At 56.8% G+C, this 23,570-nt stretch carries 25 protein-coding genes and 1 tRNA gene; 24 read left to right on the top strand and 2 right to left on the bottom strand.

The annotated features are described in order from the left end of the window. Positions 1 to 40 precede the first annotated feature (40 nt). From FVV99_RS10855 to FVV99_RS10825, 7 genes are all read left to right on the top strand, one after another. A complete protein-coding gene (locus FVV99_RS10855) occupies positions 41 to 763 on the top strand; it encodes a GntR family transcriptional regulator (protein ID WP_148254093.1) in 723 nt (240 codons plus the stop codon). 137 nt (positions 764 to 900) lie between these two features. Continuing rightward, a complete protein-coding gene (locus tag FVV99_RS10850; protein WP_148254092.1) occupies positions 901 to 2,307 on the top strand; it encodes a c-type cytochrome in 1,407 nt (468 codons plus the stop codon). 3 nt (positions 2,308 to 2,310) lie between these two features. After that, positions 2,311 to 4,092, top strand: coding sequence for a cytochrome c oxidase subunit I (locus FVV99_RS10845; RefSeq protein ID WP_148254091.1), 1,782 nt, complete (start codon positions 2,311 to 2,313; stop codon positions 4,090 to 4,092). Beyond that, the gene (locus tag FVV99_RS10840; RefSeq protein WP_148254090.1) at positions 4,089 to 4,760 is read left to right on the top strand and encodes a cytochrome c oxidase subunit 3; all 672 of its coding nucleotides are present in this window, start codon (positions 4,089 to 4,091) and stop codon (positions 4,758 to 4,760) included. The genes FVV99_RS10845 and FVV99_RS10840 overlap by 4 nt, the downstream gene beginning before the upstream one ends. Positions 4,761 to 4,787: 27 nt before the next feature. Then, complete coding sequence (locus FVV99_RS10835) at positions 4,788 to 5,498, top strand: cytochrome c oxidase subunit 3 (protein ID WP_236645374.1); 711 nt, start codon at positions 4,788 to 4,790, stop codon at positions 5,496 to 5,498. Positions 5,499 to 5,545: 47 nt separating this feature from the next. Further along, a complete protein-coding gene (locus FVV99_RS10830) occupies positions 5,546 to 5,863 on the top strand; it encodes a cytochrome C oxidase subunit IV family protein (protein WP_148254088.1) in 318 nt (105 codons plus the stop codon). 128 nt (positions 5,864 to 5,991) lie between these two features. Then, positions 5,992 to 6,068 (top strand) — tRNA-Pro (locus FVV99_RS10825). Between the two features lie 131 nt (positions 6,069 to 6,199). Here FVV99_RS10825 and FVV99_RS10820 read toward each other — a convergent pair. Further along, positions 6,200 to 6,565: a hypothetical protein gene (locus tag FVV99_RS10820; protein WP_148254087.1), complete on the bottom strand. Its 366-nt coding sequence runs from the start codon at positions 6,563 to 6,565 to the stop codon at positions 6,200 to 6,202. A gap of 65 nt (positions 6,566 to 6,630) precedes the next feature. Between FVV99_RS10820 and FVV99_RS10815 the strand changes: the two genes are divergently transcribed. The 5 genes from FVV99_RS10815 to FVV99_RS10795 all read left to right on the top strand — a co-directional run bounded on the left by FVV99_RS10815 (position 6,631) and on the right by FVV99_RS10795 (position 11,278). After that, positions 6,631 to 6,804, top strand: coding sequence for a DUF2970 domain-containing protein (locus FVV99_RS10815; RefSeq protein WP_148254086.1), 174 nt, complete (start codon positions 6,631 to 6,633; stop codon positions 6,802 to 6,804). A gap of 197 nt (positions 6,805 to 7,001) precedes the next feature. After that, positions 7,002 to 8,105 (top strand): cytochrome c oxidase subunit II, encoded by a 1,104-nt coding sequence (gene coxB / locus FVV99_RS10810; protein ID WP_236645392.1) that lies wholly within the window; start codon positions 7,002 to 7,004, stop codon positions 8,103 to 8,105. A 62-nt stretch (positions 8,106 to 8,167) separates the two neighbouring features. Beyond that, positions 8,168 to 9,823 (top strand): cytochrome c oxidase subunit I, encoded by a 1,656-nt coding sequence (ctaD, locus tag FVV99_RS10805; RefSeq protein WP_148254084.1) that lies wholly within the window; start codon positions 8,168 to 8,170, stop codon positions 9,821 to 9,823. 31 nt (positions 9,824 to 9,854) lie between these two features. Beyond that, entirely contained in the window at positions 9,855 to 10,424 is a 570-nt protein-coding gene (locus FVV99_RS10800) for a cytochrome c oxidase assembly protein (RefSeq protein ID WP_148254083.1), read from the top strand. Then, the gene (locus FVV99_RS10795) at positions 10,421 to 11,278 is read left to right on the top strand and encodes a cytochrome c oxidase subunit 3 (protein ID WP_148254082.1); all 858 of its coding nucleotides are present in this window, start codon (positions 10,421 to 10,423) and stop codon (positions 11,276 to 11,278) included. Before FVV99_RS10800 ends, FVV99_RS10795 begins: the two co-directional genes overlap by 4 nt. A gap of 28 nt (positions 11,279 to 11,306) precedes the next feature. Here FVV99_RS10795 and FVV99_RS10790 read toward each other — a convergent pair whose 3' ends face one another. Then, the gene (locus tag FVV99_RS10790; RefSeq protein WP_148254081.1) at positions 11,307 to 11,501 is read right to left on the bottom strand and encodes a DUF2909 domain-containing protein; all 195 of its coding nucleotides are present in this window, start codon (positions 11,499 to 11,501) and stop codon (positions 11,307 to 11,309) included. A gap of 11 nt (positions 11,502 to 11,512) precedes the next feature. Between FVV99_RS10790 and FVV99_RS10785 the strand changes: the two genes are divergently transcribed. From FVV99_RS10785 to pheT, 12 genes are all read left to right on the top strand, one after another. After that, positions 11,513 to 12,220, top strand: a complete 708-nt coding sequence (locus tag FVV99_RS10785; RefSeq protein WP_236645373.1) for an SURF1 family protein — start codon at positions 11,513 to 11,515, stop codon at positions 12,218 to 12,220. A 35-nt stretch (positions 12,221 to 12,255) separates the two neighbouring features. Continuing rightward, the gene (locus tag FVV99_RS10780) at positions 12,256 to 12,777 is read left to right on the top strand and encodes a hypothetical protein (protein ID WP_148254080.1); all 522 of its coding nucleotides are present in this window, start codon (positions 12,256 to 12,258) and stop codon (positions 12,775 to 12,777) included. 27 nt (positions 12,778 to 12,804) lie between these two features. Beyond that, a complete protein-coding gene (locus FVV99_RS10775; protein WP_148254079.1) occupies positions 12,805 to 13,860 on the top strand; it encodes a COX15/CtaA family protein in 1,056 nt (351 codons plus the stop codon). Beyond that, positions 13,853 to 14,767 (top strand): heme o synthase, encoded by a 915-nt coding sequence (cyoE, locus tag FVV99_RS10770; RefSeq protein WP_148254078.1) that lies wholly within the window; start codon positions 13,853 to 13,855, stop codon positions 14,765 to 14,767. The genes FVV99_RS10775 and cyoE overlap by 8 nt, the downstream gene beginning before the upstream one ends. A gap of 36 nt (positions 14,768 to 14,803) precedes the next feature. Then, a complete protein-coding gene (locus FVV99_RS10765) occupies positions 14,804 to 15,271 on the top strand; it encodes a DUF2489 domain-containing protein (RefSeq protein WP_148254077.1) in 468 nt (155 codons plus the stop codon). A gap of 300 nt (positions 15,272 to 15,571) precedes the next feature. Next, complete coding sequence (locus FVV99_RS10760; RefSeq protein WP_148254076.1) at positions 15,572 to 16,450, top strand: OmpA family protein; 879 nt, start codon at positions 15,572 to 15,574, stop codon at positions 16,448 to 16,450. 259 nt (positions 16,451 to 16,709) lie between these two features. Beyond that, positions 16,710 to 18,617: a threonine--tRNA ligase gene (thrS, locus tag FVV99_RS10755; protein WP_148254075.1), complete on the top strand. Its 1,908-nt coding sequence runs from the start codon at positions 16,710 to 16,712 to the stop codon at positions 18,615 to 18,617. Between the two features lie 75 nt (positions 18,618 to 18,692). Then, the gene (infC, locus tag FVV99_RS10750) at positions 18,693 to 19,229 is read left to right on the top strand and encodes a translation initiation factor IF-3 (RefSeq protein ID WP_269090061.1); all 537 of its coding nucleotides are present in this window, start codon (positions 18,693 to 18,695) and stop codon (positions 19,227 to 19,229) included. 88 nt (positions 19,230 to 19,317) lie between these two features. Beyond that, complete coding sequence (gene rpmI / locus FVV99_RS10745) at positions 19,318 to 19,512, top strand: 50S ribosomal protein L35 (RefSeq protein WP_148254073.1); 195 nt, start codon at positions 19,318 to 19,320, stop codon at positions 19,510 to 19,512. A 37-nt stretch (positions 19,513 to 19,549) separates the two neighbouring features. Continuing rightward, the gene (rplT, locus tag FVV99_RS10740; RefSeq protein ID WP_148254072.1) at positions 19,550 to 19,903 is read left to right on the top strand and encodes a 50S ribosomal protein L20; all 354 of its coding nucleotides are present in this window, start codon (positions 19,550 to 19,552) and stop codon (positions 19,901 to 19,903) included. A gap of 204 nt (positions 19,904 to 20,107) precedes the next feature. Then, positions 20,108 to 21,127: a phenylalanine--tRNA ligase subunit alpha gene (gene pheS, locus FVV99_RS10735; RefSeq protein ID WP_148254071.1), complete on the top strand. Its 1,020-nt coding sequence runs from the start codon at positions 20,108 to 20,110 to the stop codon at positions 21,125 to 21,127. 37 nt (positions 21,128 to 21,164) lie between these two features. After that, positions 21,165 to 23,543, top strand: coding sequence for a phenylalanine--tRNA ligase subunit beta (pheT, locus tag FVV99_RS10730; protein WP_148254070.1), 2,379 nt, complete (start codon positions 21,165 to 21,167; stop codon positions 23,541 to 23,543). Positions 23,544 to 23,570 lie beyond the last annotated feature (27 nt).

The following is a 23,570-nucleotide window of genomic DNA, read 5'->3' as shown; positions in this document are numbered from 1 at the left end:
CAATAGCTGTATCGCAATGTGGCCATGAAGGGGCACCAGTATGACCAGTCGGTGGCAGGAAGAGTTGAGCGTCAGTGCCAGGGGGACCGGACGAATCAGCGACCAGCATATCGTCGACCGGATACGCCATGCCGTACTGACACAGCGTTTGCCGCCGAATACGCGACTGCCGGAGGTGACTCTGGGGGAAGTGTTCGGTGTCAGTCGCTCCGTGATTCGCAAGGCCTTGACCCGCTTGGCATCCGACCATGTCATCGTTCAGCAGCCGAATCAGGTCGCTCGCGTTGCAGCGCCTGACGTTGCCGAAACCCGAGAGATATTTGCTGCCCGACGTCTTGTCGAAGGCGAAGTGGTGTCATTGTTGTGCGGTGCATTCGACGGAGCTCAGTATGGTGCGCTGGAAACGCTGGTACATGCCGAGCAGTTGGCATATGAGCAGGGCGACGAAAGTCGTCGTATCGAACAGTCGCTGGCGATACACCACTATCTCGCGGACCATTCTCCCAACCGGATTCTCGGGGTCATGTTGACGGACCTGATCCTGAGAACCTCGATCGTGATCGCCTTATACAAGCGTTCCGGCATGACATCCTGCTATCTGGAAAACGATCATGCTGACTTGCTGGCTCTGTTACGGGAGGGGAAAGCCGACATCGCGCGTCGTCATGTACAAACCCACCTTGAGTCGTTGGAGAATCTGCTCGACTTGAGCGCCCCCGACACGGATATCGACCTGGCATCGATTTTTGCCTTCAACGTGTGAGCTCTGCGCGTTCCTCCCCGCCTGTTCGACAGCCGACCTTCACCGTTGTGAGTGAAGTTGGCGAGTCGCGGAGGCAGTCACTATATTCAAGCTGTGTGACCTCTTCATGATGCCTTACTCCCTAACGAGGGGGGACTATGGCGATTGCGATTGTCTTGATCGTGCTGGCGCTGGGGTCGGTCGTTTTCTATTTCCTCAGTCCCTGGGGCCTGACGCCGCTGGCGTCCAACTGGGGCGCCATCGACGCCACCATAGACATTACGTTCGTGGTGACGGGAGCGGTCTTCGTCGCCATCAATGTCTTCATGGCCTACGCCATTCTCTGTTATCGCTTCAAACGGCAACGGCGATCGCATTACGAACCCGAGAATAAGAAACTGGAAGCTTGGCTGACAGGGCTGACGACGTTGGGGATCGTCGCGTTGCTGGCGCCGGGACTGTTCGTATGGGGGAACTACGTCAATGTGCCGGACGACGCCCATGAAGTCGAAGTGATAGGACAGCAATGGCACTGGAGTTATCGACTTCCCGGTGACGATGGCCGTTTCGGCGACGTGCGTACGCATCTGATCGATGAGAGCAACCCCTTCGGTCTGGATCCTGACGATCCGGCGGGGCAGGACGATGTATTGATCGATAGCTCGCATGTCAAGCTGCCGATCGATCGCCCGGTGAAGCTCATGCTGCGATCCACCGATGTGATCCACAACTTCAAGGTAGCCCAGTTCCGCGCCAAGATGGATGTCATGCCCGGTCAGGTGTCTTACATGTGGCTGACACCCACGAAGACGGGGGATTTCGAGGCCGTGTGCGCGGAACTTTGCGGAATGGCTCACTTCGCCATGCGTGGCCGGGTCGAAGTCGTTGAGCAGGGCGAATTCGACGATTGGGTCGCGCAACAACCTACCTTCGGTGAATTGCAAGACGTCGGGGAGGGCGACCCCGAGGCAGGAGCGGAACTTTATGCCCGCTGTGTCGCCTGTCATGGCCCCCAGGGGGGCGGACGCCAAGAGATGAATGCACCGCGGTTGGCGGGGCTTGACGACGATTATATCGAGCGTCAGTTACGCAATTTCCGTCAAGGCGCACGTGGAGAGCACGAGGCCGACCGGTTCGGCCAGCAGATGCGGCCGTTTGCGATGACGCTCGAGGACAGGGAAATGAACGCTGATGTGGCAGCCCATATCGAAACGTTCCCCGTCGAACCAACGCGTCCAACGATCATCGGTGATGCTGAACGCGGCGAACGTTTCTATCGTTCCTGTGCCAGTTGTCATGGTGCTGATGGCGAAGGGAGACGTGCTCTCAAGGCGCCACGTTTGGCCGGTATGAATGACTGGTACCTGGTTCGCCAGCTGCAACACTTCAAGGATGGAGTTCGTGGACGTCATCCGGATGACTGGTACGGCAACCAGATGGTCGATATGGCACAGATTCTGGTGGATGACGCCGCCTTGCGTGATGTTGTCGCCTACATTGGTACGTTATCCGGTGGTGAATCGTCACCTCAACAGGATTCCGAGCAGGCTCGGGCGGAGGAGTGATTCATGGGGGAGCGTGAATACGATGCCGGCGCCTATGTGCCGCCTGCCGAAACCGAAGAGATGGAGCTCGTCCATCCGAAAACATTCATCGGCAAGTATATCTGGAGCCAGGATGCCAAGGTCATCGCCATTCAATATGGCGTCACGGCAACCGCTATCGGACTGGTTGCGCTGGTATTGTCGCTGCTGATGCGCCTGCAGCTGGGGTTTCCCAACGCCTTCTCGCTGATAGACCCCGGCGAGTACCTGCAGTATGTCAGCATGCATGGCATGATCATGGTGGTCTATCTTCTCACCGCCATCTTTCTGGGCGGATTCGGTAACTATCTGATTCCTTTGATGTGTGGCGCCCGGGATATGGTGTTTCCCTATCTCAACATGTTGAGCTTCTGGTTCTACTTTGCATCGGTGTTGATTCTGGTGGCCGGCTTCTTTGTTCCCGGCGGTTCGATGGGCGCCGGTTGGACACTATATCCCCCTCAGTCGATCAGTGAAGGAACGCCGGGGTCGGAGGCTGGCATTGTCGTCATGTTGCTTTCGCTGGCGGTATTCATCGCCGGTTTCACCATGGGGGGGCTGAACTATGTGGTGACCGTGCTACAGGCACGTACACGCGGAATGACACTGATGCGGTTGCCGTTGACCATCTGGGGGATCTTCATGGCGACGGTCATGGCGCTTCTGGCGTTTCCGGCACTGTTCGTGGCGGCCTTGATGATGCTTTGCGACCGCTTGCTGGGTACCAGCTTCTTCATGCCGGAAATGCTCAGCATGGGAGAAACGTCCGATCATGGAGGGGGGAGCCCGATCCTGTTTCAGCATCTGTTCTGGTTCTTCGGTCATCCCGAAGTCTATATCGTGGCATTGCCGGCGTTCGGTATCGTCTCTGACCTGTTGGCCTGTCATGCCCGCAAGAACATCTTTGGCTATCGAATGATGGTATGGGCCATCGTCATCATCGGCGTGCTCAGTTTCGTGGTCTGGGCTCACCACATGTATGTCAGTGGCATGAATCCCTATTTCGGCTTTCTATTTGCCATCACGACCCTGATCATTGCCGTGCCGACGGCGATAAAAGTCTACAACTGGGTATTGACGCTGTGGCGGGGAAATATCCGTCTGACGGTTCCCATGCTGTTTGCGATCGGGTTCATTTTCACATTCGTCAATGGCGGATTGAGTGGTCTGTTCCTGGGGAACGTGACCGTGGATGTGCCGCTGTCGGATACCTATTTCGTGGTCGGACATTTCCACATGGTCATGGCGGTGGCACCAGTGCTGGTCATTTTCGGTGCCATTTACCACTGGTATCCCAAAATGACCGGTCGAATGCTCAATGACACGCTGGGCAAGGTGCATTTCTGGATCACTTTCCTGGGCACGTATGTCATTTACTATCCAATGCACTTCATGGGATTGGAAGGCGTACCAAGGCGTTATTACGCCTATGGTGAGACCACGTTCATTTCCGACTCCGTTCAGACGCTCAACGTGGTCATCAGTATCGCCGCCTTCATCGTGGCGCTGGCGCAGGTGCTATTCCTCATCAATCTAGTGTGGAGTTATTACCGCGGGCGCGACGCGGGACCGAATCCTTGGCGGGCCACGACGTTGGAGTGGCAGACCGAACATACACCACCACGTCATGGCAATTTCGGTGAGTCGCTGCCGCTGGTCTATCGCTGGCCTTACGATTACTCGGTACCGGGCGCGAGCGAGGATTTCATTCCGCAGAATGTGTCGCCGGAGGAGACCCGTTGGCAGGCGGAAGGAAGGCAATCATGACAGTCAGCCTGGTATTTTTGACCGCGTTGATGGTGACGTTCGCCGGTTGGTTGCTCTGGTCGTCCTTCAACGTCCGACCCTGGGAGGCCCAGTCGGCCACCGATGATCCTGCGCAGCCATTGCCGAGCATGATGAGTGCAGGACGTGTCGGCTTGATCGTTTTCCTGGCCGTGGTGACGTCGCTTTTCGCTCTGACGATCAGTGCCTACATGATGCGTATGGAAGTCAGCGGTGATTGGCAGCCGTTACCGATCCCGGGCTTGTTGTGGTTCAACACCCTGGCGTTGATGCTGGCTAGCGTCGCTTTGCAGTGGGCCCGGCATGGCACCACAAGAGCTGATGGCTCGATGGTTGCAAGGGGGCTGTGGGCAGGAGGCATCGGCTCCATGGTGTTCATCGTCGGCCAATTGGTCGTTTGGTATCAACTCAGTGTGAACGGACACCATGTCGACAGCAATCCCGCCGATGCGTTCTTTTATCTGCTGACAGCCCTGCATGGCGTACATTTGCTGGGGGGGCTAGTCGTGTGGGGGAGGCTGCTCGCTCGTGTCCGTCGTGGTGCGGCACCAGTGTCGGTGCACTCCCATCTCGAACTCTGCACCCTCTATTGGCATTACCTGGCGGTGGTCTGGATCGTCCTTTTCGCCCTGTTGCTGCTCGATGCATGATCGATGTGGCACGGCTTGGAGGTCATGATGGTGAATGCGAATTTCCGTAATGTCCGACTCGTGCCTGCGTTGCAGCGGATGGGGGAGGACTGGGCATCGGATCAGCAGACGTTCAAGCAGATGCCCTGGGGCAAGGTGATGATGTGGATGTTTCTACTGAGTGACATCTTCATCTTTGCTTGTTTTCTGATTGGCTACATGACGGCACGTATCGCTTCTGCCCAGCATTGGCCGAACGCCAGTGAGGTGTTCGCACTGCATGTCGGAGGCGAAAACGTACCATTGCTGTTGATTGCCATCATGACATTCATCCTGATCAGCAGCAGCGGCACCATGGCCTTGGCGGTCAAGTACGGTTACGAAAAGAACCGCCGCATGACGTCGGGGCTGCTGGTATTGACGGCATTGCTCGGCCTCTCGTTCGTCGGTATGCAAGCGTTCGAATGGACCAAGCTGATCAGTGAAGGCGCCAGGCCATGGGGTAACCCCTGGGGAGCACCGCAATTCGGTGCGTCGTTCTTTCTCATAACGGGGTTCCATGGCACCCACGTGTCGTTTGGAGTGCTGTTCCTGATCATCATGGCGATCAAGGTCATGCGAGGGTCGCTGGATAGAGCGCGCCCCGGCTTTCTCACTGGACGCAAGGGAAGCTATGAGATGGTCGAGACCTTGGGCCTGTACTGGCACTTCGTCGATCTGGTCTGGGTGTTCATCTTCGCGTTCTTCTATTTGTGGTAATGCGTATCTCGTGGTGGGTGTCGGACCATGTCGAGAGGAGGTGAGTCATGGTGACGAACGAAAACCAGCATCACCCGCTCAGGGTCTATCTATGGGTCTGGCTATTGCTGTTCGTGCTGAGCGTACTCTCCTATCTGGTGGATTATGTCGGTTTCGAGGGCTATCTGAAGTGGGCGCTGATCACGTTATTCATGCTGCTGAAAGCTGGATTGATCATGGCCGTTTTCATGCATATGGTCTGGGAGCGGCTGGCAATCATCTGTGTCGTGCTGGTTCCACCAGGCGTCCTGCTGTTCTTCATGGGGCTGATGATTCTGGAAGGGCGCTATACGTTGCTTGCGCGGCTCGAGTTCTTCCTGCATTGAGCCTCGTCGGCGCCAAGTTTTTGAAAGGCAAGCGCTAGGCACTTTTCCGACAGCGCCTAAAAGGGCTTTTCATTTGCCGACAACGAAGGTAGTATACGCGTCGTTCATCGGGGCCGACCCGATTCTGCCGGAGCGTGGCGCAGCTTGGTAGCGCGCTGCAATGGGGTTGCAGAGGTCGCTGGTTCGAATCCAGTCGCTCCGACCACTACCTGTGGGGTGACGTGACGTATCATGTCGTGTCATGAAAAAACCGCTTGAGGCTGCCTGCCTCAAGCGGTTTTTTGTGCGTGTCGTTTTGTCGAGGGCTACATCTTGCATACCAGGATGAACTGGTAGTCAAATCTCTTCCCACAGCCGTTCACGAAATTCCCTGGAGAATTCGGTGGCTCGAGTGAGTCGTGTCATGTGGGCATTCGTGACCTGATCGACTGCTTGCTGATAGCATTCGCTGAGCTGAGTCGGATTCTGCAGAGTAGCGGGATTCGTCAGGCAGTTTGCGAGCTTGCCGCTCGTGTCGGCACAGGCTGTCAGGAACTCTGCTTCGAACTGAATGGCGTCATTGACACTTTCCAGCCATGCGAGCTGCATCCTGAGCATCGGTGCGGCAGGATCGAGACAGTGCTTGAACCAGAGGTTGACGAGCGGTCGAGAAGAGGCAAACAGCTCATCTGCGACGAAAGGAGAAGGTTTGTCGGAAGCCATAGAGATTATCCTCGCACAGAATCGTTGAGCCGTTATTCATTATAGCGAAGTGTCATGGGGTCACCATGTGGAATGTCGTAAAGTCGGTTCTGGCTGCTTTTTTCGGTGTACAGAAAGAACGACGCCGGCAGGAGGATTTTACCCATGGGGAGCCAATCAAGTTCATCGTGGTTGGCATCTTGCTGGCCGCCGTGCTGGTGATACTGATAGCGATGATAGCGTTGACTGCGGCCGGTTAGGTGGCGGTGTCAACCGGATGGTCGTTGATGGTAACGTTAGCTCCATCGGTCGGCTTGGACGGCGATATGACGGATACTGGCTCATCGTCCGTATTAGTAGAAAATACTAATTAGCAGAAAGACTAGTGTTTGATGATTTGACGATTGCTCTCGGCGCAGGGCAGTCATCCATGACAAGGAGGGGGCCAATGCGCGCGATGCTCGCTTGGGTGACGGGTATGGGGGTCAGTTGGTTACTGGCTCCTGCGGCACTTGCCAATGGCTGGAACATGCCGAAGGGTGTGACCGAGATCAGCCGCGATATCTATTCACTGCACATGACGATCTTCTGGATCTGCGTGGTGATCGGTGTCGTGGTGTTTGCGGTGATGTTCTATTCGCTATTCCGCTATCGCCGCTCCCAGGGCGCCAAGGCCGATAACTTTCACGAACACACGACCGTTGAAGTCTTGTGGACGACGATTCCGCTATTGATTCTGGTCGGGATGGCGTTGCCCGCTACGGCGACGCTACAGAGGATGTATGATCCCTCCGGCGCCGACCTGGATGTCATGGTGACCGGCCAGCAATGGCGTTGGCACTACGAATACATGGACGAAGGCGTATCATTCACCTCCAGCATGAGCACGCCGACCAGTCAGATCAGCGGTGAGGAGGCGCGTGGCGAGAACTACCTCCTTGATGTCGATAACCCGCTGGTGCTGCCTGTCGATCAGAAAGTGCGTTTTCTGTTGACCTCCGACGATGTGATTCATTCCTGGTGGGTGCCAGAGTTGGCGGTCAAGCAGGATGCCGTGCCTGGTTTCGTGAATGAAAACTGGGTACGTATCGAGGAGCCGGGAATCTACCGCGGCCAGTGCACGGAGCTATGTGGCAAGGATCACGCTTTCATGCCGGTCGTGGTTCATGCGATGGAACAGGACGAATACGATGAATGGCTGGCCGAGCGCAAGGCAGAAGCCGAGGCCGAGGCCAATAGCGTGGACCGTGAGTGGGAGATGGACGAGCTGATGGAGCGTGGCGAGCAAGTCTATGGTTCCGTCTGCGCTACCTGCCACCAGCAGGACGGTTCCGGTTCGGGTCAATTCCCCGCGTTAGCGGGAAATGACCAAATGCTGGACGATGTCGACTGGCATAAGGATGTCGTCGTCAATGGCGTGTCCGGAACGCCGATGGCGGCGTTCGGCGGTAGCCTCAGTGCTGTGGAAGTGGCTGCCGTGATCACTTATGAGCGCAATGCCTGGGACAATGATACCGGTGATGTCGTGCAACCATCGGAAATTCAGGAAATGCTCGAGTAGCCAGCCTGTGTTCCCGTTAAGGATGTTGTTCTGGATATCATTGATTGAACAGGAGATTTTCGATGGCTCCGAAGTTACCACCCCAACACCCGTTGGAGCATAGTACTGCCACGACAGCGGGGCAGGCCCATGAGCATGATGACCACCATCATTATGGGGGGCCCGGCGGCATCAAGCGCTGGCTGCTGACGACCAATCACAAGGAAATCGGATCGCTCTATCTGATCTTCTCGTTGTCGATGTTTTTCATCGGCGGCATTTTCGCACTGGTGGTGCGTGCCGAGCTGTTTCAGCCCGGCCTGCAACTCGTACAGCCCGAATTCTTCAACCAGATGACGACCATGCATGGCTTGATCATGGTGTTCGGAGCCGTGATGCCAGCATTCGTCGGGCTCGCCAACTGGATGATCCCTTTGCAGGTCGGGGCTCCGGACATGGCATTGCCCAGGTTGAACAATTTCAGCTTCTGGCTGTTGCCTGTCGCTTTTGGTCTACTGTTGTCGACTCTGTTCATGCCGGGAGGCGCCCCCAATTTCGGTTGGACCTTCTATGCACCGCTATCCACCGATTACGGGCCGCCTTCAACGACGTTCTTCATCTTTTCGCTCCATATTGCCGGGATCAGCTCGATCCTGGGCGCGATCAATATCATCGCCACGATCCTCAACATGCGTGCACCAGGCATGCGCATGATGGACATGCCGCTGTTCGTGTGGACATGGTTGATCACGGCTTTCCTGTTGATCGCTGTCATGCCGGTACTGGCAGGTGTCATCACCATGATGTTGATGGATATCAACTTCGGTACCAGTTTCTTCGACGCCGGCGGCGGGGGCGATCCAGTACTCTTCCAGCACTTGTTCTGGTTCTTCGGGCATCCTGAAGTCTACATCATGATCCTGCCGGCATTCGGTATCGTCTCGGCGATCGTTCCGACCTTTGCTCGCAAGCCGTTGTTCGGCTATGCATCGATGGTATACGCGACGGCCTCCATTGCCATCCTGTCGTTCCTGGTCTGGGTGCATCACATGTTCGTGGTGGGGCTGCCGTTGGCAGCGGAACTGTTCTTCATGTACACCACGATGCTGATTGCCGTGCCGACCGGCGTGAAGGTGTTCAACTGGGTGACGACACTGTTCCGCGGGTCGATCACCTTCGAAACGCCGATGCTGTTCTCGCTGGCGTTCATCGTCATGTTTACCATCGGAGGATTTTCCGGCCTGATGCTGGCGATCGTGCCTGCCGACTTTCAGTATCATGATACTTATTTCGTGGTGGCCCATTTTCACTATGTGCTGGTGCCTGGTGCGATCTTCGCGATTATCGCCGGTGTCTATTATTGGCTACCTAAATGGACCGGTCATTATCCGGATGAACGGCTGGGGCGCTGGCATTTCTGGTTGTCGGTCATTGGTGTCAATCTGACATTCTTCCCCATGCACTTTTCGGGATTGGCCGGTATGCCACGCCGCATTCCGGACTATGCACTGCAATTTGCCGATTTCAACATGGTATCGAGTCTCGGTGGTTTTCTCTTCGGGGCATCCCAGCTATTGTTCGTCGCCGTGCTGATCAAGTGTGTCCGTGGTGGTGAGAAGGCGCCTGCAAAAGCTTGGGAGGGCGCGGAGGACCTCGAGTGGTCGGTCCCGTCTCCGGCGCCGTTGCATACCTTCGAAACGCCGCCTGACATGACGTCCCAGGCTCCGCAGCGACATTGACAAGGGCAAGGTTTTCGGGAGATGACAACTCGTGACACCGGTACAACGAACGGTCACTCGTACGGTTGCAGCGCTGATCGGCATGTACTTTTTCGCCTTCGCGCTGGTCCCGCTATACGACGTGTTCTGTCAGGTGACCGGTCTCAATGGCAAGGCGGCCAACCAGCCGCGTGCCATGAGCAATGAGGGGGTCGATACGTCCCGCTATGTCACAGTGCAGTTCATTACCCGTTCCTCGAAGGGGCTGCCATGGGAACTGGACGTGATGACGCGGCAACTGCGTGTGCATCCTGGTCAGCCCACAGAAGTCGAGTTTGCGTTTACCAACAAGAGCGACTCGGCTTCATGGGGGCGGACGGTACCGAGTGTAACGCCCTCGGAAGCTTCGCTGCATATGCGCAAGCTGACGTGTTTCTGCTTTCAGGAGCAGCGAATTGAGGGAGGACAGCGTGTGGCGATGCCGTTGGTATTCCAGCTGACGCGTGACCTGCCTTCGGAGATCAATACCGTGACACTGGTGTACACCCTGTATCCGGTGGAGAACAAAGACAACGTGTCGCAGCAGGTTCAGAGAACTTGGCGTGAAGGAGGTGACGCATGAGTGGCAGTTACTACGTTCCCGAGACCAGCAAGTGGCCAGCGTTGGGATCCGCTGCCGTTGGTGTGATGATGATCGGGTTGGGGGTCGTGCTGGTGCACGGTGTCGGCAGCCTGATCATGGCGCTAGGAACTGTCGCCGTACTTGCCGTGATGTGGTTCTGGTTTCGTGATGTCGTGATCGAATCCCGTCAAGGGCTCTATGATGCGCAGATGGATCGCTCGTTTCGTTGGGGGATGGGCTGGTTCATCTTTTCCGAGATCATGTTCTTCGCCGCGTTTTTTGGCACCCTATACTACGTGCGAACCTTCGCTCTTCCATGGCTGGATGGCGAGGGGGCCAAAGGCATTGCCACCTTACTGTGGCCTGACTTCACGGCCAGTTGGCCGCTGATGAACCCACCGGACAGCAGTATCAGCGGTCCGCATGACATCGTCAGCCCCTGGCAGTTACCGCTGGTCAACACTTTGTTCCTGGTCACTTCCAGCATCACCTTGACCGTCTCTCACGAGGCATTGAAGGAAGGGCTGCGTGCAACGGCTCGCAATTGGCTGATCGTGACGTTGGTGCTGGGAGCCTGCTTCCTGATCGTTCAGGGTGTCGAATACTACGAAGCGTATACGCATTACGGCATTACCCTGGATGCCGGCATCTATGGGTCGACATTCTTCCTGTTGACTGGCTTCCATGGGTTCCATGTCACGATTGGCGTCGTCACCCTGGCAGTGATGCTGGCGCGTATTCTCAAGGGGCATTTTAGTCGCGATGACCATTTTGCGTTCGAAGCGGGCGCTTGGTATTGGCACTTCGTCGACGTCGTCTGGATTGGTCTGTTCCTGTTCGTCTATGTCTTCTGAACAAAGGGCGATCTTGATGGGGCCGGCATCAGCCGGCGGCCAGGTCGCCAAAATAGAACCCATATAGCAACAGGACGAGGAGTACGCTAGCGGTCGCCACGCGCAGTTTGAGCGATACCAGTACGCGCCTCGAGCGGCTGTCGTCACTGAGCAGGAACCCGGCGCCAGCCGCTAAGCTCGACACCATGACCAGAAACACTAATACGATCAACGCTTTCAGCATGAGGAGTCTCCGTGAGTGGGCATTCAACCAATGCGCGCCATACCGTCCTGAAGAAAATCTGGTGGCTTGGTTGGAGCGTCCTGGTGTCACTTGGCATTGCCCTAGGACTATGGCAGTGGCAACGGGCCGAAGACAAGCGCGAGTATCTCGATGCACTGGCTTCGGCGCCTCGTCTCGAAGCCCCTGCCAAGGCGCCGCCTGAGGGGGCCGAGATTCGTCTCGAAGGCGAATTTCTGGCTCAGCATACCTTGTTTCTGGATAACCGAGTGGTTGAGGGGCGTGTTGGTGTCGCTGTGTTGACCCCCTTTCGATCCGATGATGATCGGCTTTGGCTTATTGAACGTGGATTCAAGGATATGCGGGCCAGCCGTGCGACTCCCTCGGTTGCTACACCCCCAGAGCACGTCGAAATCGCCGGTCAGTGGCAAGCTGCGGGGGACCGTGGGCTACTGCTGGGTGACAATCGTGAAGGTCAGAGGCTGCAGCAAATCGATCTGTCGGCTTGGTCGGATCTCGGTAAGTTTGCCCACCAAGGCTGGATTCATCAGCAGCAAGGACCCGGCCGGCTCACGCCATGGTGGGAACCGAGTGTCATGCCACCCAGCCGGCATATCGGGTATGCCGTGCAATGGTGGGGGCTGTCACTCGCCGCCCTGGTAGTCATGTGCCTTGGGGCGAGATATCTGGGATTGGGTAAACGATCGTCGTGTAAACAATAGATGACAACAGTGGCTTCATAGAAGAGATTGACTGAATGACATACTTGACCCGTCAGCGCTGCAAGTTGCTGGCTCTGATAAGCGTGTTTGCCGCGCCCCTGATCGTTGCCTGGATCATGGTGCAATGGCGCATCGGCATACCGGACTCGAGAACGGCTCATGGCCAGTTGGAACCGGATTTGCCGTCTCTGCAGCAATGGCCGCTGGCGGATTGGACGATGGACGAACGGGATTGGGTATTGGCGTTCGATTGTTCCCAGCAATGCGAGCAACGAGCAGACCGTTGGTGGCGTCTCCATCGTGCTCTGGGGCGTGAAGCGCCGCGTGTCTCCCGCTTGAGAATCGGCGGGACAAGCGGTGAACCGCTGCCGGGTGAATATCAGGCGCATTGGCTCGAGCGGCCCGACTGGACTGCCAATGGGCGAATCTGGGTATTCGATCCTCACGGGGAGGTCGTGTTGAGCTATTCGCCGCAAGTGGAAACCAAAAACGTCTTGAACGACATTCAGTTGTTGCTCGATACGAATCCCGAGGAGCCGGGGAGTGTCGAGCAATAGCACTATGGATACGGAGAGGGAACGCCCATGTCGCGACGGGGGACGCGTTGCTACCTGCTAGTGGCACTGAGCTTGGTGGGAACGGTATTGACCGCAGCGGTTGTCCTTGTGGGGGCCTGGACTCGCCTTGCCGATGCGGGGCTTGGTTGCCCTGACTGGCCCGGCTGTTACGGTAGCTTCGTCGTGCCTGATTCGAGGGCGGCCCAGGCGCATTCTCCACACCTGCCTCTTGAGCCGTTCAAGGCCTGGATCGAGATGTTTCATCGGTATGTCGCGTCACTGCTGGGCCTGATCGTGTTGTCGCTGGTTGGCCTGGGGATCTCCTTGCGTCGTGACAGACGATTTCCGTGGGCTGTCAGTCTGGTTCTGTTGTCGGTCATTCTGTTGCAAGGGGCTTTCGGTGCATTGACCGTGACACTCAAGCTATGGCCTCAGATAGTGACCTTGCATCTGCTGGGAGGATTGTTGGTTCTGGCGTTGTTTCTCTGGCTGCACCTCAGCCTGCGACGATATGCCCGATCGATATCTCCCCGCTCAGACAGTATAGTGGTCCGGCCTCGCCGCTTGTCCTGGTGGTGGGGGGTGGTGATCGCTTTACTGGTTGGCCAGCTGGCATTGGGAGGATGGACTTCCAGCAACTATGCCGGCATGTCATGCCAGGGCTTCCCCACCTGCAATGGTGAATGGTGGCCGTCGATGGACTGGAGCGAAGGCTTTCACCTGACTCAGACCGTCGGTCCCAACTATCTTTATGGACAACTGCATGCCGATGCTCGTAGCGCGATTCATATGGGACATCGGCTGGGAGCGCTGGCACTGGGTTTGTCCATATTGGTATTGATATGGCGTCATTGGCATCAACGACGATTGCGACCGGTGATGCTGGGGCTGTTTGCCGGGTATACTGGGCAACTGGTCATCGGTGCGCTCAATGTCATCTGGTGGCTACCGGCGGGGTTGGCGCTGGTACACACGGCCGGTGCGATCGTTTTAGTGGTGATGATGGTATTGTCGGTTTGGCAAGCTCGCTGGCTCGATGCGATGGCCCGATCCAGCGCGACAGGAGAGTGGGTTAATGCGTAATGCGGTAGCCGATGACACCACGCGTTGGGCGTCGTCGACATGGTTATGGCGTGATTTCGTGACCTTGTGCAAACCGCGTGTCGTGGTTGTCATGCTGGTCTGCAGTATGGTCGGCATGGCGTTGGCCGCGCCGCTGTTACCACCGCCGGCGCCCGTGATTTATGGTCTGCTGGGTATCGGGCTGTCGGCCAGTGGTGCCGCAGCTTTCAACCATGTTCTGGATCGACGCCTCGATGCGATGATGGTCAGGACTCAGGAACGTCCGCTAGTGACACGGCGCCTGCCTACCTCGCTGGCGCTGGTTTGGGCGACCCTCTTGTCAGTGCTGGGTATCGGGCTGCTGTGGTGGCAGGTCAATGCGTTGACGGCGTGGCTGACACTGGCGTCGCTGATCGGTTATGCCCTGATCTATACCGCCTTCCTGAAGCGTGCGACCCCGCAGAATATTGTCATCGGTGGAGTCGCGGGGGCTGCGCCTCCGCTGCTTGGTTGGACGGCCGTCACCGGGCAACTAGGGCCCGAGCCATTGTTGCTGATGCTCATTGTCTTTGCCTGGACGCCACCGCATTTCTGGGCGCTGGCGATTCATAAGCGCGATGAATACGCCAATGCCGGTGTACCGATGTTGCCGGTGACGCACGGCGATGAGTTCACGCGTCTGCAGGTTTGGCTATATGGCTGGTTGACCGTCGCCGTCACCCTGTTACCGTTTGCTATCGGCATGAGTGGTCTGTTGTACTTGGTGGGCATTACCGTGCTCAACGTCCGGTTCATGATCTGGAACTGGCGCGTTTGGCGTGGCCATGACCCTAGGGCACCCATCAACGCATTCTGGTTTTCCATCCGCTATATTCTTTATGTTTTCGGTGTTCTACTGGTGGATCACTACGCCTCGATCTGGTTATAAATGAACGACCGTCCATAAGGAAGAAGTGAGCTCCCAATGAGTCCGACTGTCGCCTGGTTGCTGCTGGCTCTGGCCGTATTGGTCAACGCTGGCCTTGGTTTCTATGCATTACGCTTGTGGCGTGAAGTCAAGCGTCGTGAGGCTTTTAAACGCGAGGAAGTGGACAGAGCCAACCAGCAGTGTCTGGACAGCCTGGATGCCATCGCCAAGGCGATGTTGGATGACCAGGTCGACCTGACGGAAGGTGCCTTGCGTTGCAAGGTACTACTGGAAATCATCGATTCGGATTTGACGGGGCAGGAACGTTTCCGTGTGTTTGCCGAAATGCATGAACGCACGGCCCACCTGCATACACATTCCTCTCGACAAGCCCTGACCCCACGCGATCGCATGAAGGAAGACCGCGAGCGACTGGCAGTAGAATCCGAACTGGATGAAACGATCAGGGCGGCCGCACGAGAGGTTCTGACGTTCCGCGCCAACTGGCCTGTCAGCGGACGGTAGGCTTTCGATACGATAGCGAATGAGCCTGTTGTCATGTTGCGTCAGACGGAGCCATCTATGTACTCCTGTTGATGTTACGCACATAATGCGGTCATCATCGCCATATAAGCACTAGCCGAAATCGCGCAAATGTGCTTTCTTTGCGGTGAGAGGACGCGAATTGTGTCCGATAGTTGGGTTCCGCATTCGTGGAAACCACTTGGTAACTCAGGGTGACGACTCGAAGGGTTATGACTAGCCTGAAGTGACGACTAGGATACCTGAGGTTACGACTAGCAGAATGTTAAGAAGGAGTCTTACATGAAAAAATCTTCGACTGGCTTATTGCTTGGTTCTGCGTTGGTTGTCGGTTTGTCCGGCTGCGCCAGCTCAGCATCTCAGACTTCCGGCCAAGGAAGCACTCAATCGGCTGATCGTGCCTGGTATCAGCACCCGGCCGTTTGTGGTCTGGCAGGAGGCCTGATTGGTGGCGGTATCGGTTATGCGACCAGCAGTAGTTCCGATGAGGATGCCGGTGTTGCCATCGGTGGTACCGCTGGCGCAACGATCGGCGGGTTGCTGTGTGCTGACAATGAGCCTGAGCCTGAAGTAGAGGAGTGTCCGAGTTTCCCGGGTGACATTCCGGCAGGCGTTGCCAAGGATGCGGAAGGGTGCCCCTTGGATTCCGATGGCGATGGCGTACCGGACTTCCGCGATGAATGCCCTGGCACACCATCCGGTGTCGAAGTGAATGCCAATGGTTGCCCACTGGATTCCGATGGCGACGGCGTGCCGGACTTCAAGGATCAGTGCCCGAACACACCGGCCGGTGAAGAAGTCAATGCCCTGGGCTGCCCAGACAGTGTCGTACTTCGTGACGTCAACTTCGAGTTCGATTCCGCTCGATTGACCTCGCAGGCCGAGTCGATTCTGGATGAGGTGGCTGAGCGCCTGGTTGCCAATGACGGTGTCCGGGTGAGCATCGAAGGGCATACCGATGCCGTCGGTTCCGCTCAGTACAACATGGATCTGTCCCAGCGTCGCGCGGAATCCGTGATGACCTATCTTGAGTCTGAAGGCGTCGCGGCGAATCGCATGCGTGCTCAGGGCTTCGGTGAGGAACAGCCAATCGCTTCCAATGAAACCGACGCCGGCCGTGCCGAGAACCGTCGTGTCGAACTGGACGAGTGGACTAACTGATCCACTGACTGATGGCTGGATGTTCCGGTCGTAGTGGCCGGAACGTAGCGTAAAACGGGGGCGCCAAAGGCGCCCCCGTTTTACGCTTGCGCAGCATGGCATCCACACGCTGCTATCTGATAGAGTTCGGTGTCTTCATCATATGGCGATCTGCCCTGTCGGCCTTGGGCCAGGAGGCGACGATAGGATCCCATACCGTTTGACTCTGTTGCACGTGATCCTTGGTATGGATCACCACTGCCCTTAAGGAATGTGCATAATGCCCATCGTGACTCTGCCTGATGGCAGTCAAAAAACGTTCGACGCACCGCTTACCGTCATGCAGCTGGCCGAATCGATCGGTCCAGGGCTTGCCAAGGCCTGTGTGGCCGGCAAGATCGACGGTGTGCAGGTCGATGCCGCCGACATCATCGATCACGATGCCGAGGTGGCCATCTTGACCGCGCGAGATGAGGAAGGGCTGGATGTCATTCGACACTCTTGCGCGCACGTCATCGGGCACGCCGTCAAACAGTTGTACCCTGAGGCCAAGATGGCTATCGGGCCGGTAATTGACGACGGTTTCTACTACGATATCGATTTTGGCGAGTCGATCACGCCGGATGACCTCGAACGTATCGAGGAGCGCATGAGCGCCTTGATCGAACGGGGGTACGAGGTCGTTCGCGAATACGTCGATCGTGACACTGCGATGCTGACGTTCCTGCATCGCGATGAGCCTTACAAGCAGGAAATCGTCCGTGAAATTCCCGAAGGGGAAACCATTCGGCTGTATCATCATGAAGAGTATATCGACATGTGTCGGGGGCCGCATGTGCCGAATACTCGTCATCTCAAGGCGTTCAAGCTCACGAAGCTTGCTGGTGCCTATTGGCGCGGTGATTCCGAACGGCCGATGTTGACGCGCATCTATGGCACTGCGTGGGGAGACAAGAAACAGCTAAAGGCCTATCTCCAGCGCCTCGAAGAAGCCGAGCGGCGGGATCACCGCAAGCTGGCCAAGAGGATGGATCTTTTTCATTTGCAGGAAGAAGCGCCGGGCATGGTGTTCTGGCATCCGAATGGCTGGACCTTGTATCAGGCGCTGGAAAGCTATATGCGCCGCATTCAGCGTGAGCATGGCTATCAGGAGATCAGGACGCCGCAGGTGGTGGATCTGTCGCTGTGGCAGAAATCGGGGCATTGGGGGCATTACAGTGATCTGATGTTCACGACCGAGTCGGAGAAGCGCGAGTTCGCGATCAAGCCGATGAACTGCCCCTGCCACGTCCAGGTCTTCAACCAGGGGCTCAAGAGCTATCGCGATCTGCCGCTGCGTCTGGCGGAATTCGGGAGTTGCCACCGTAATGAGCCATCAGGTTCATTGCATGGCCTGATGCGTGTACGGGGGTTCACTCAGGATGATGCGCATATCTTCTGTACCGAGTCGCAGATTCAGTCCGAGGCCGAGAATTTCATCGGCCTGACCTTGAAAGTCTACAAGGAATTAGGCTTCGAGGATGTCGAACTCAAGCTGTCGACTCGGCCTGATGAAGACTTCATGGGCGACCCCGCGTTGTGGGATCGTGCCGAAGCAGGCCTGGAAGCTGCCTTGAATGCGACGGGGCTGGATTGGGAGTTACAGCCGGGCGAGGGCGCCTTTTATGGCCCCAAGATCGAGTTTGCGTTGCGGGATTGTCTCAATCGGGTTTGGCAATGTGGTACTCTGCAACTGGACTTCAATCTGCCGGGGCGGTTGGGTGCACAGTATGTCGATGAGGATGGGGTGCGCAAGACTCCGGTAATGTTGCACCGGGCGATCCTCGGTTCCTTCGAGCGTTTCCTCGGCATCCTGATAGAGCACTACGCGGGGGCGATGCCGCTGTGGTTGGCCCCAGAGCAGGCCGTGATACTGACGATCACCGATGCACAGCGTGATTATGCGACCCAGTTGGAGCAACGGCTGCGAAAAATCGGCTTGCGTGTCAAGTCGGACTTGAGGAACGAAAAGATCGGCTTTAAAATCCGCGAGCATACGTTGCAAAAAATTCCTTATCTCCTGGTGACGGGAGACAAGGAAGTCGAGTCCGATAAGGTGGCCGTGCGTACCAGGAGCGGTGAAGATCTCGGAACCATGTCGATCGATGAGTTCGTCACGATGCTGGAAGCCGAGCGACTTACGTGCTAAATCTGTGTTGGCGTCAGGTCGACGACCCGGCCGCATCGGTTCAGTGTCAACGTCAATCAACACGGAGATTTAACGATCAAGCGGAATAATCAGCGTGGGCGTCAAGAGAAGCGCCCCCCAATGAATGACCGTATCAGTGAAGATCAGGTCCGGCTCATCGGCTCTGATGGAGAGCAGCTGGGTATCGTGCCCACGAGCGAGGCGCTTGAACAGGCCGAAGAAGCTGGTATGGATCTGGTGCAGATCTCCAATGCCGATCCAATCGTCTGCAAGATCATGGATTACGGCAAATTCGTCTTCGAGCAGAAAAAGCAGAAAGCTGCTCAGAAGAAGAAGCAGAAGCAGATCCAGGTCAAGGAAGTCAAATTCCGGCCTGGCACTGACGAGGGCGATTATCAGGTGAAGTTACGTAACCTGACCCGTTTCCTCGAAAGTGGCGACAAGGGCAAGGTGTCCTTGCGGTTTCGTGGCCGCGAGATGGCACACCAGGAAATCGGCCGTAAGCTGATGGAACGGATTGCCAATGATCTAGACGATCTGGCGACCGTCGAGTCCTTCCCCAAGATGGAAGGGCGTCAGATGATCATGATCCTTGCCCCCAAGAAGAAGTGATCCGAAGGCAGTTGAACGGGTGCCCGTCGTGTGCAACGGCGGGTATCGGCCTTGGGTTTTCTGAAAAACATCGAGTGGAGTTTCCCTCATGCCGAAAATCAAGAGTAACAGTGGCGCTGCCAAGCGCTTCAAGAAGACGGCTCACGGTATCAAGCACAAGCAGTCTTTCCGTAGCCATATCCTGACCAAGAAGCCGACCAAGCGTAAGCGTCAGCTACGCGGTATGAAACAGGTCCATGATGCAGACAAGGCCCTGGTACGCCGCATGGTGCCGAAACTTTAATCCTTGGTTCGAATTTAGCTAACGTCAGGAGAAGGCGATGACTCGTGTAAAACGTGGTGTCGTGGCGCGCCGCCGTCACAAGAAGGTTTTGAAGCAGGCCAAGGGGTATTACGGAGCGCGCTCGCGCGTCTTTCGTGTTGCCAAGCAAGCCGTCATCAAGGCAGGACAGTATGCCTATCGTGACCGCCGCCAGCGCAAACGTCAGTTTCGTGCGCTGTGGATTGCTCGCATCAATGCCGCTGCTCGGCAGAATGGTTTGTCGTACAGCCGTTTCATCGCGGGCTTGAAAAAAGCGGGCGTCGAGATTGACCGTAAGGTGCTTGCGGATTTGGCTGTTCACGAAAAAGCAGCCTTTGCTGCCATTGTCGAGAAGGCCAAAGCTGCTCAGTAAGGAATGGTAACGTGCCATGGTGACATGCCGTGTCGCGTATTTACCGTGAACGTACAGGGGAAGAGCAGCCGCTCTTCCCCTGTTTTGTTTCGGGCGATCCAATGGCTCCCCGAATCGTGATTTGTTACGTCGTTACTTTTCAGGTTATCAAGGCTGTGCTGATATCCCATCAGAGAATCAGGCAGCATATTCGGAGCTCAACGGATGGACCATCTTCCCAAACTGGTCGCCGATGCCCGTGCCGCGATCGCCGATGCCCAGGACATCTCCTCTCTGGATGAAGTTCGGGTGCGCTATCTCGGCAAGAAGGGCGAAATCACGTCGCTGCTCAAGGGGCTGGGTAAGTTGCCTCCCGACGAGCGTCCGGCCGCCGGCGAGCGTATCAATGAGGCCAAGCAAACCCTTGGCGAAGAATTGGAAGTGCGCCGGCGGGCGTTACAGGAGGCGGCACTCGAAGCACGCCTGAATGCCGAGCGATTGGATGTCACTCTGCCTGGTCGAGGACAATCCAATGGCGGGCTTCACCCAGTGACGCGTACTCTGGAGCGTATCGAAGGGCTATTCACGCGCATCGGCTACGACGTGGCAGTCGGACCGGAGATCGAAGACGACTACCATAATTTCGAAGCCCTGAATATTCCGGCGCACCATCCGGCGCGGGGCATGGCCGATACGTTTTATTTCGATGCCACGCGCTTGTTGCGAACCCATACATCGCCGGTTCAGGTCCGCACTATGAGGCACCAGCAACCACCGATTCGTATCGTGTGTCCCGGGCGTGTCTATCGCAGTGATTCGGATCTGACACACACGCCGATGTTTCATCAGGTGGAAGGGCTGCTGGTCGACGAGAACGTCAGCTTTGCCGATCTCAAGGGCACTATCGAGGATTTCCTGCACGCTTTCTTTGAGCGTGATGATCTGTCGGTACGTTTCCGACCCTCCTATTTTCCGTTCACGGAGCCGTCAGCGGAAGTCGATATCCAGTGTGTCATGTGCGGGGGGGAAGGCTGCCGTGTCTGTTCCCACAGCGGCTGGCTCGAAATCATGGGGTGTGGAATGGTGCACCCCGAGGTGTTTCGTCATTCCGGCATCGATGCGTCTCGCTATACCGGCTTCGCCTTCGGGATGGGAGCCGAACGTCTAGCGATGTTGCGATACGGTGTCAATGACTTGCGACTTTTCTTCGACAACGACCTGCGCTTCCTGCGCCAGTTCGCCTGATCGTCCACCGGATAGAATGTAGAACACAGGATTCGTCATGAAGTTTTCCGAACAGTGGTTGCGAGAATGGGTCTCGCCGGCATTGTCGACTCAGGCACTGGCTGATCAAATCACCATGGCCGGTCTCGAGGTCGATGCCATAGAGCCGGTAGCCGGTACATTCAGCCAGGTGGTCGTGGCAGAGGTGATAGAGAAACGACCACATCCGGATGCGGATAAACTGAGCGTTTGCCGAGTTGATGACGGTAGCGGTGGGTCACTGCAAGTGGTCTGTGGAGCGCCCAATGTCGCGGAGGGGCAGAAGGTAGCCTTCGCTCGCGTGGGTGCCGTTCTTCCGGACGAGATGCAGATCCGGGAAACCCGGGTACGCGGGACGGATTCTCAGGGCATGATCTGTTCGTCATCCGAATTGGGGTTGAGTGAAGAGACTTCGCAAGGGATTCTGGAACTGGCGTCCGATGCGCCGGTTGGTAGCGACTTTCGGGACTGGATGGGGTTGGAGGATGTGTCCATCGAAGTCGACCTGACGCCGAATCGAGGTGATTGTCTCAGTATCCGCGGGCTGGCACGTGAAGTCGGCGTGCTTAATCAACTGGATATCACTGGGCCGTCTATCGATGCTGTATCCCCGGCTCACGAAGACACCTTCGATGTCCGGGTCATGGATCCCGTCAGGTGCCCCCGCTATGTAGGGCGGATCATCAAGAATGTCGATGTCAGCGTCAGCAGTCCCTTATGGATGGTCGAGCGCTTGCGTCGTAGCGGCTTGCGTTCCATTGATCCGGTTGTCGATATCACCAATTACGTGATGCTCGAGCTTGGTCAGCCTATGCATGCTTTCGATCGTGCGAACCTGACTCAGGCAATTGAAGTCAGGGGGGCCAAGTCTGGCGAGACACTGGTGCTGCTCGATGGCCAACGCGTGTCCTTGAGCGAAGAGACGCTGATCATTGCCGATGCCAATGGACCTTTGGCAATTGCCGGTGTGATGGGGGGAGACAAGTCAGGGGTCAACACCGGCACTAGAGATATCTTCCTGGAATCGGCTTTCTTTACACCGCTGGCTGTCGCCGGACAGGCCCGTCAATATGGATTGCATACCGATGCGTCCCATCGTTTTGAACGCGGTGTCGACCCGCATCTGTCGCGCACTGCCGTGGAGCGAGCCACTGAACTGTTGCTATCGATCACGGGTGGGGAAGCCGGCCCTGTGGTGGAGGCGGGCGATGATCGGCACATGCCGTCCTCGGAACCGATCACGCTGCACACGAGCCGCCTGGAACAGGCGCTGGACACGTCCCTGGCGAATAGTGAAGTGACCGATATCCTGGAGCGTCTTGGCTTGTCGGTGACGTCCCGCTCGGATGGCTGGTCCGTGATGGCCCCAAGCTGGCGGTTCGATATTGCCATCGAGGAGGACCTGGTCGAAGAAGTCGCTCGTATTCACGGCTATAACCGCTTGCCCGTTAGACGTCCGGCGGCCAGGTTGGCGTTGCGTGCCGACCAGGAACACCGACTGACACTGTCTCGCCTTCGTCGGCAAATGGTGGATCGTGGTTACCAGGAGGCCATCAGCTACAGTTTCGTTTCGCCCGAACTGCAGCGTATGCTGTTCCCTGACGCGGTGTCGCCTGCATTGGCGAATCCCATTTCCAATGACATGTCGGTCATGCGGGTCAGCCTGTTCCCGGGGCTGATCAAGGCTCTCGAATACAATCTCAACCGACAGCAGACACGCATTCGTCTGTTCGAAACCGGACTGGTATTCCAGGGCGAACTGGATGCATTGACTCAGGTGCCGATGCTCGGTGCCGTGGTGAGCGGTCGTCGCGACCCGGAAGGCTGGGCGGCTACGTCGCAGGCGGTCGATTTCTTCGATCTCAAGGGCGATCTGGAAAATTTATTGGCTTTGGGCGATTCCGAGGCATGGCGTTTCGAGCCGGCTGAACATCCCGCCCTGCATCCCGGACAGAGCGCTCGCTTGGTACATGAGGGGACACCGGTTGGGTGGATCGGTACGCTGCATCCAGGAAAGCGGGCGGAACTGGGGCTGAAAACCGATGCCATCCTTTTCGAAGTGTCGTTATCCGCCTTGACGAAAGGGCGGGTGCCATCGTTCCACCCCTTGTCACGTTATCCCGAAGTGCGGCGCGATCTGGCTTTGTTGGTCGATGAGGCTCTCCCGGTACAGGCGTTATTGGACTGCTTGCGAGATGCCGCGGGGGAATGGCTCAGTGAACTGCGGCTGTTTGACGTCTATCACGGCCAAGGCGTTGCCGATGGTGAGAAGAGTGTTGCGCTGGGCTTGACCTGGCAGCATCCTTCACGCACGCTCAACGATGATGAAATCAATCAGTTAGTCGATACTATCATCGCCCAGACGGGGGAGCGTTTCGGTGCCCGGTTGCGACGTTGATGATCTCGCTTCCGACACGCGGACATG

The organism is Aidingimonas lacisalsi (assembly GCF_008079445.1).
Taxonomy (GTDB): domain Bacteria; phylum Pseudomonadota; class Gammaproteobacteria; order Pseudomonadales; family Halomonadaceae; genus Aidingimonas; species Aidingimonas lacisalsi.
The sequence above is the reverse complement of the archived record's forward strand: the minus strand, read 5'-3'. Positions and strand labels throughout refer to the sequence as shown.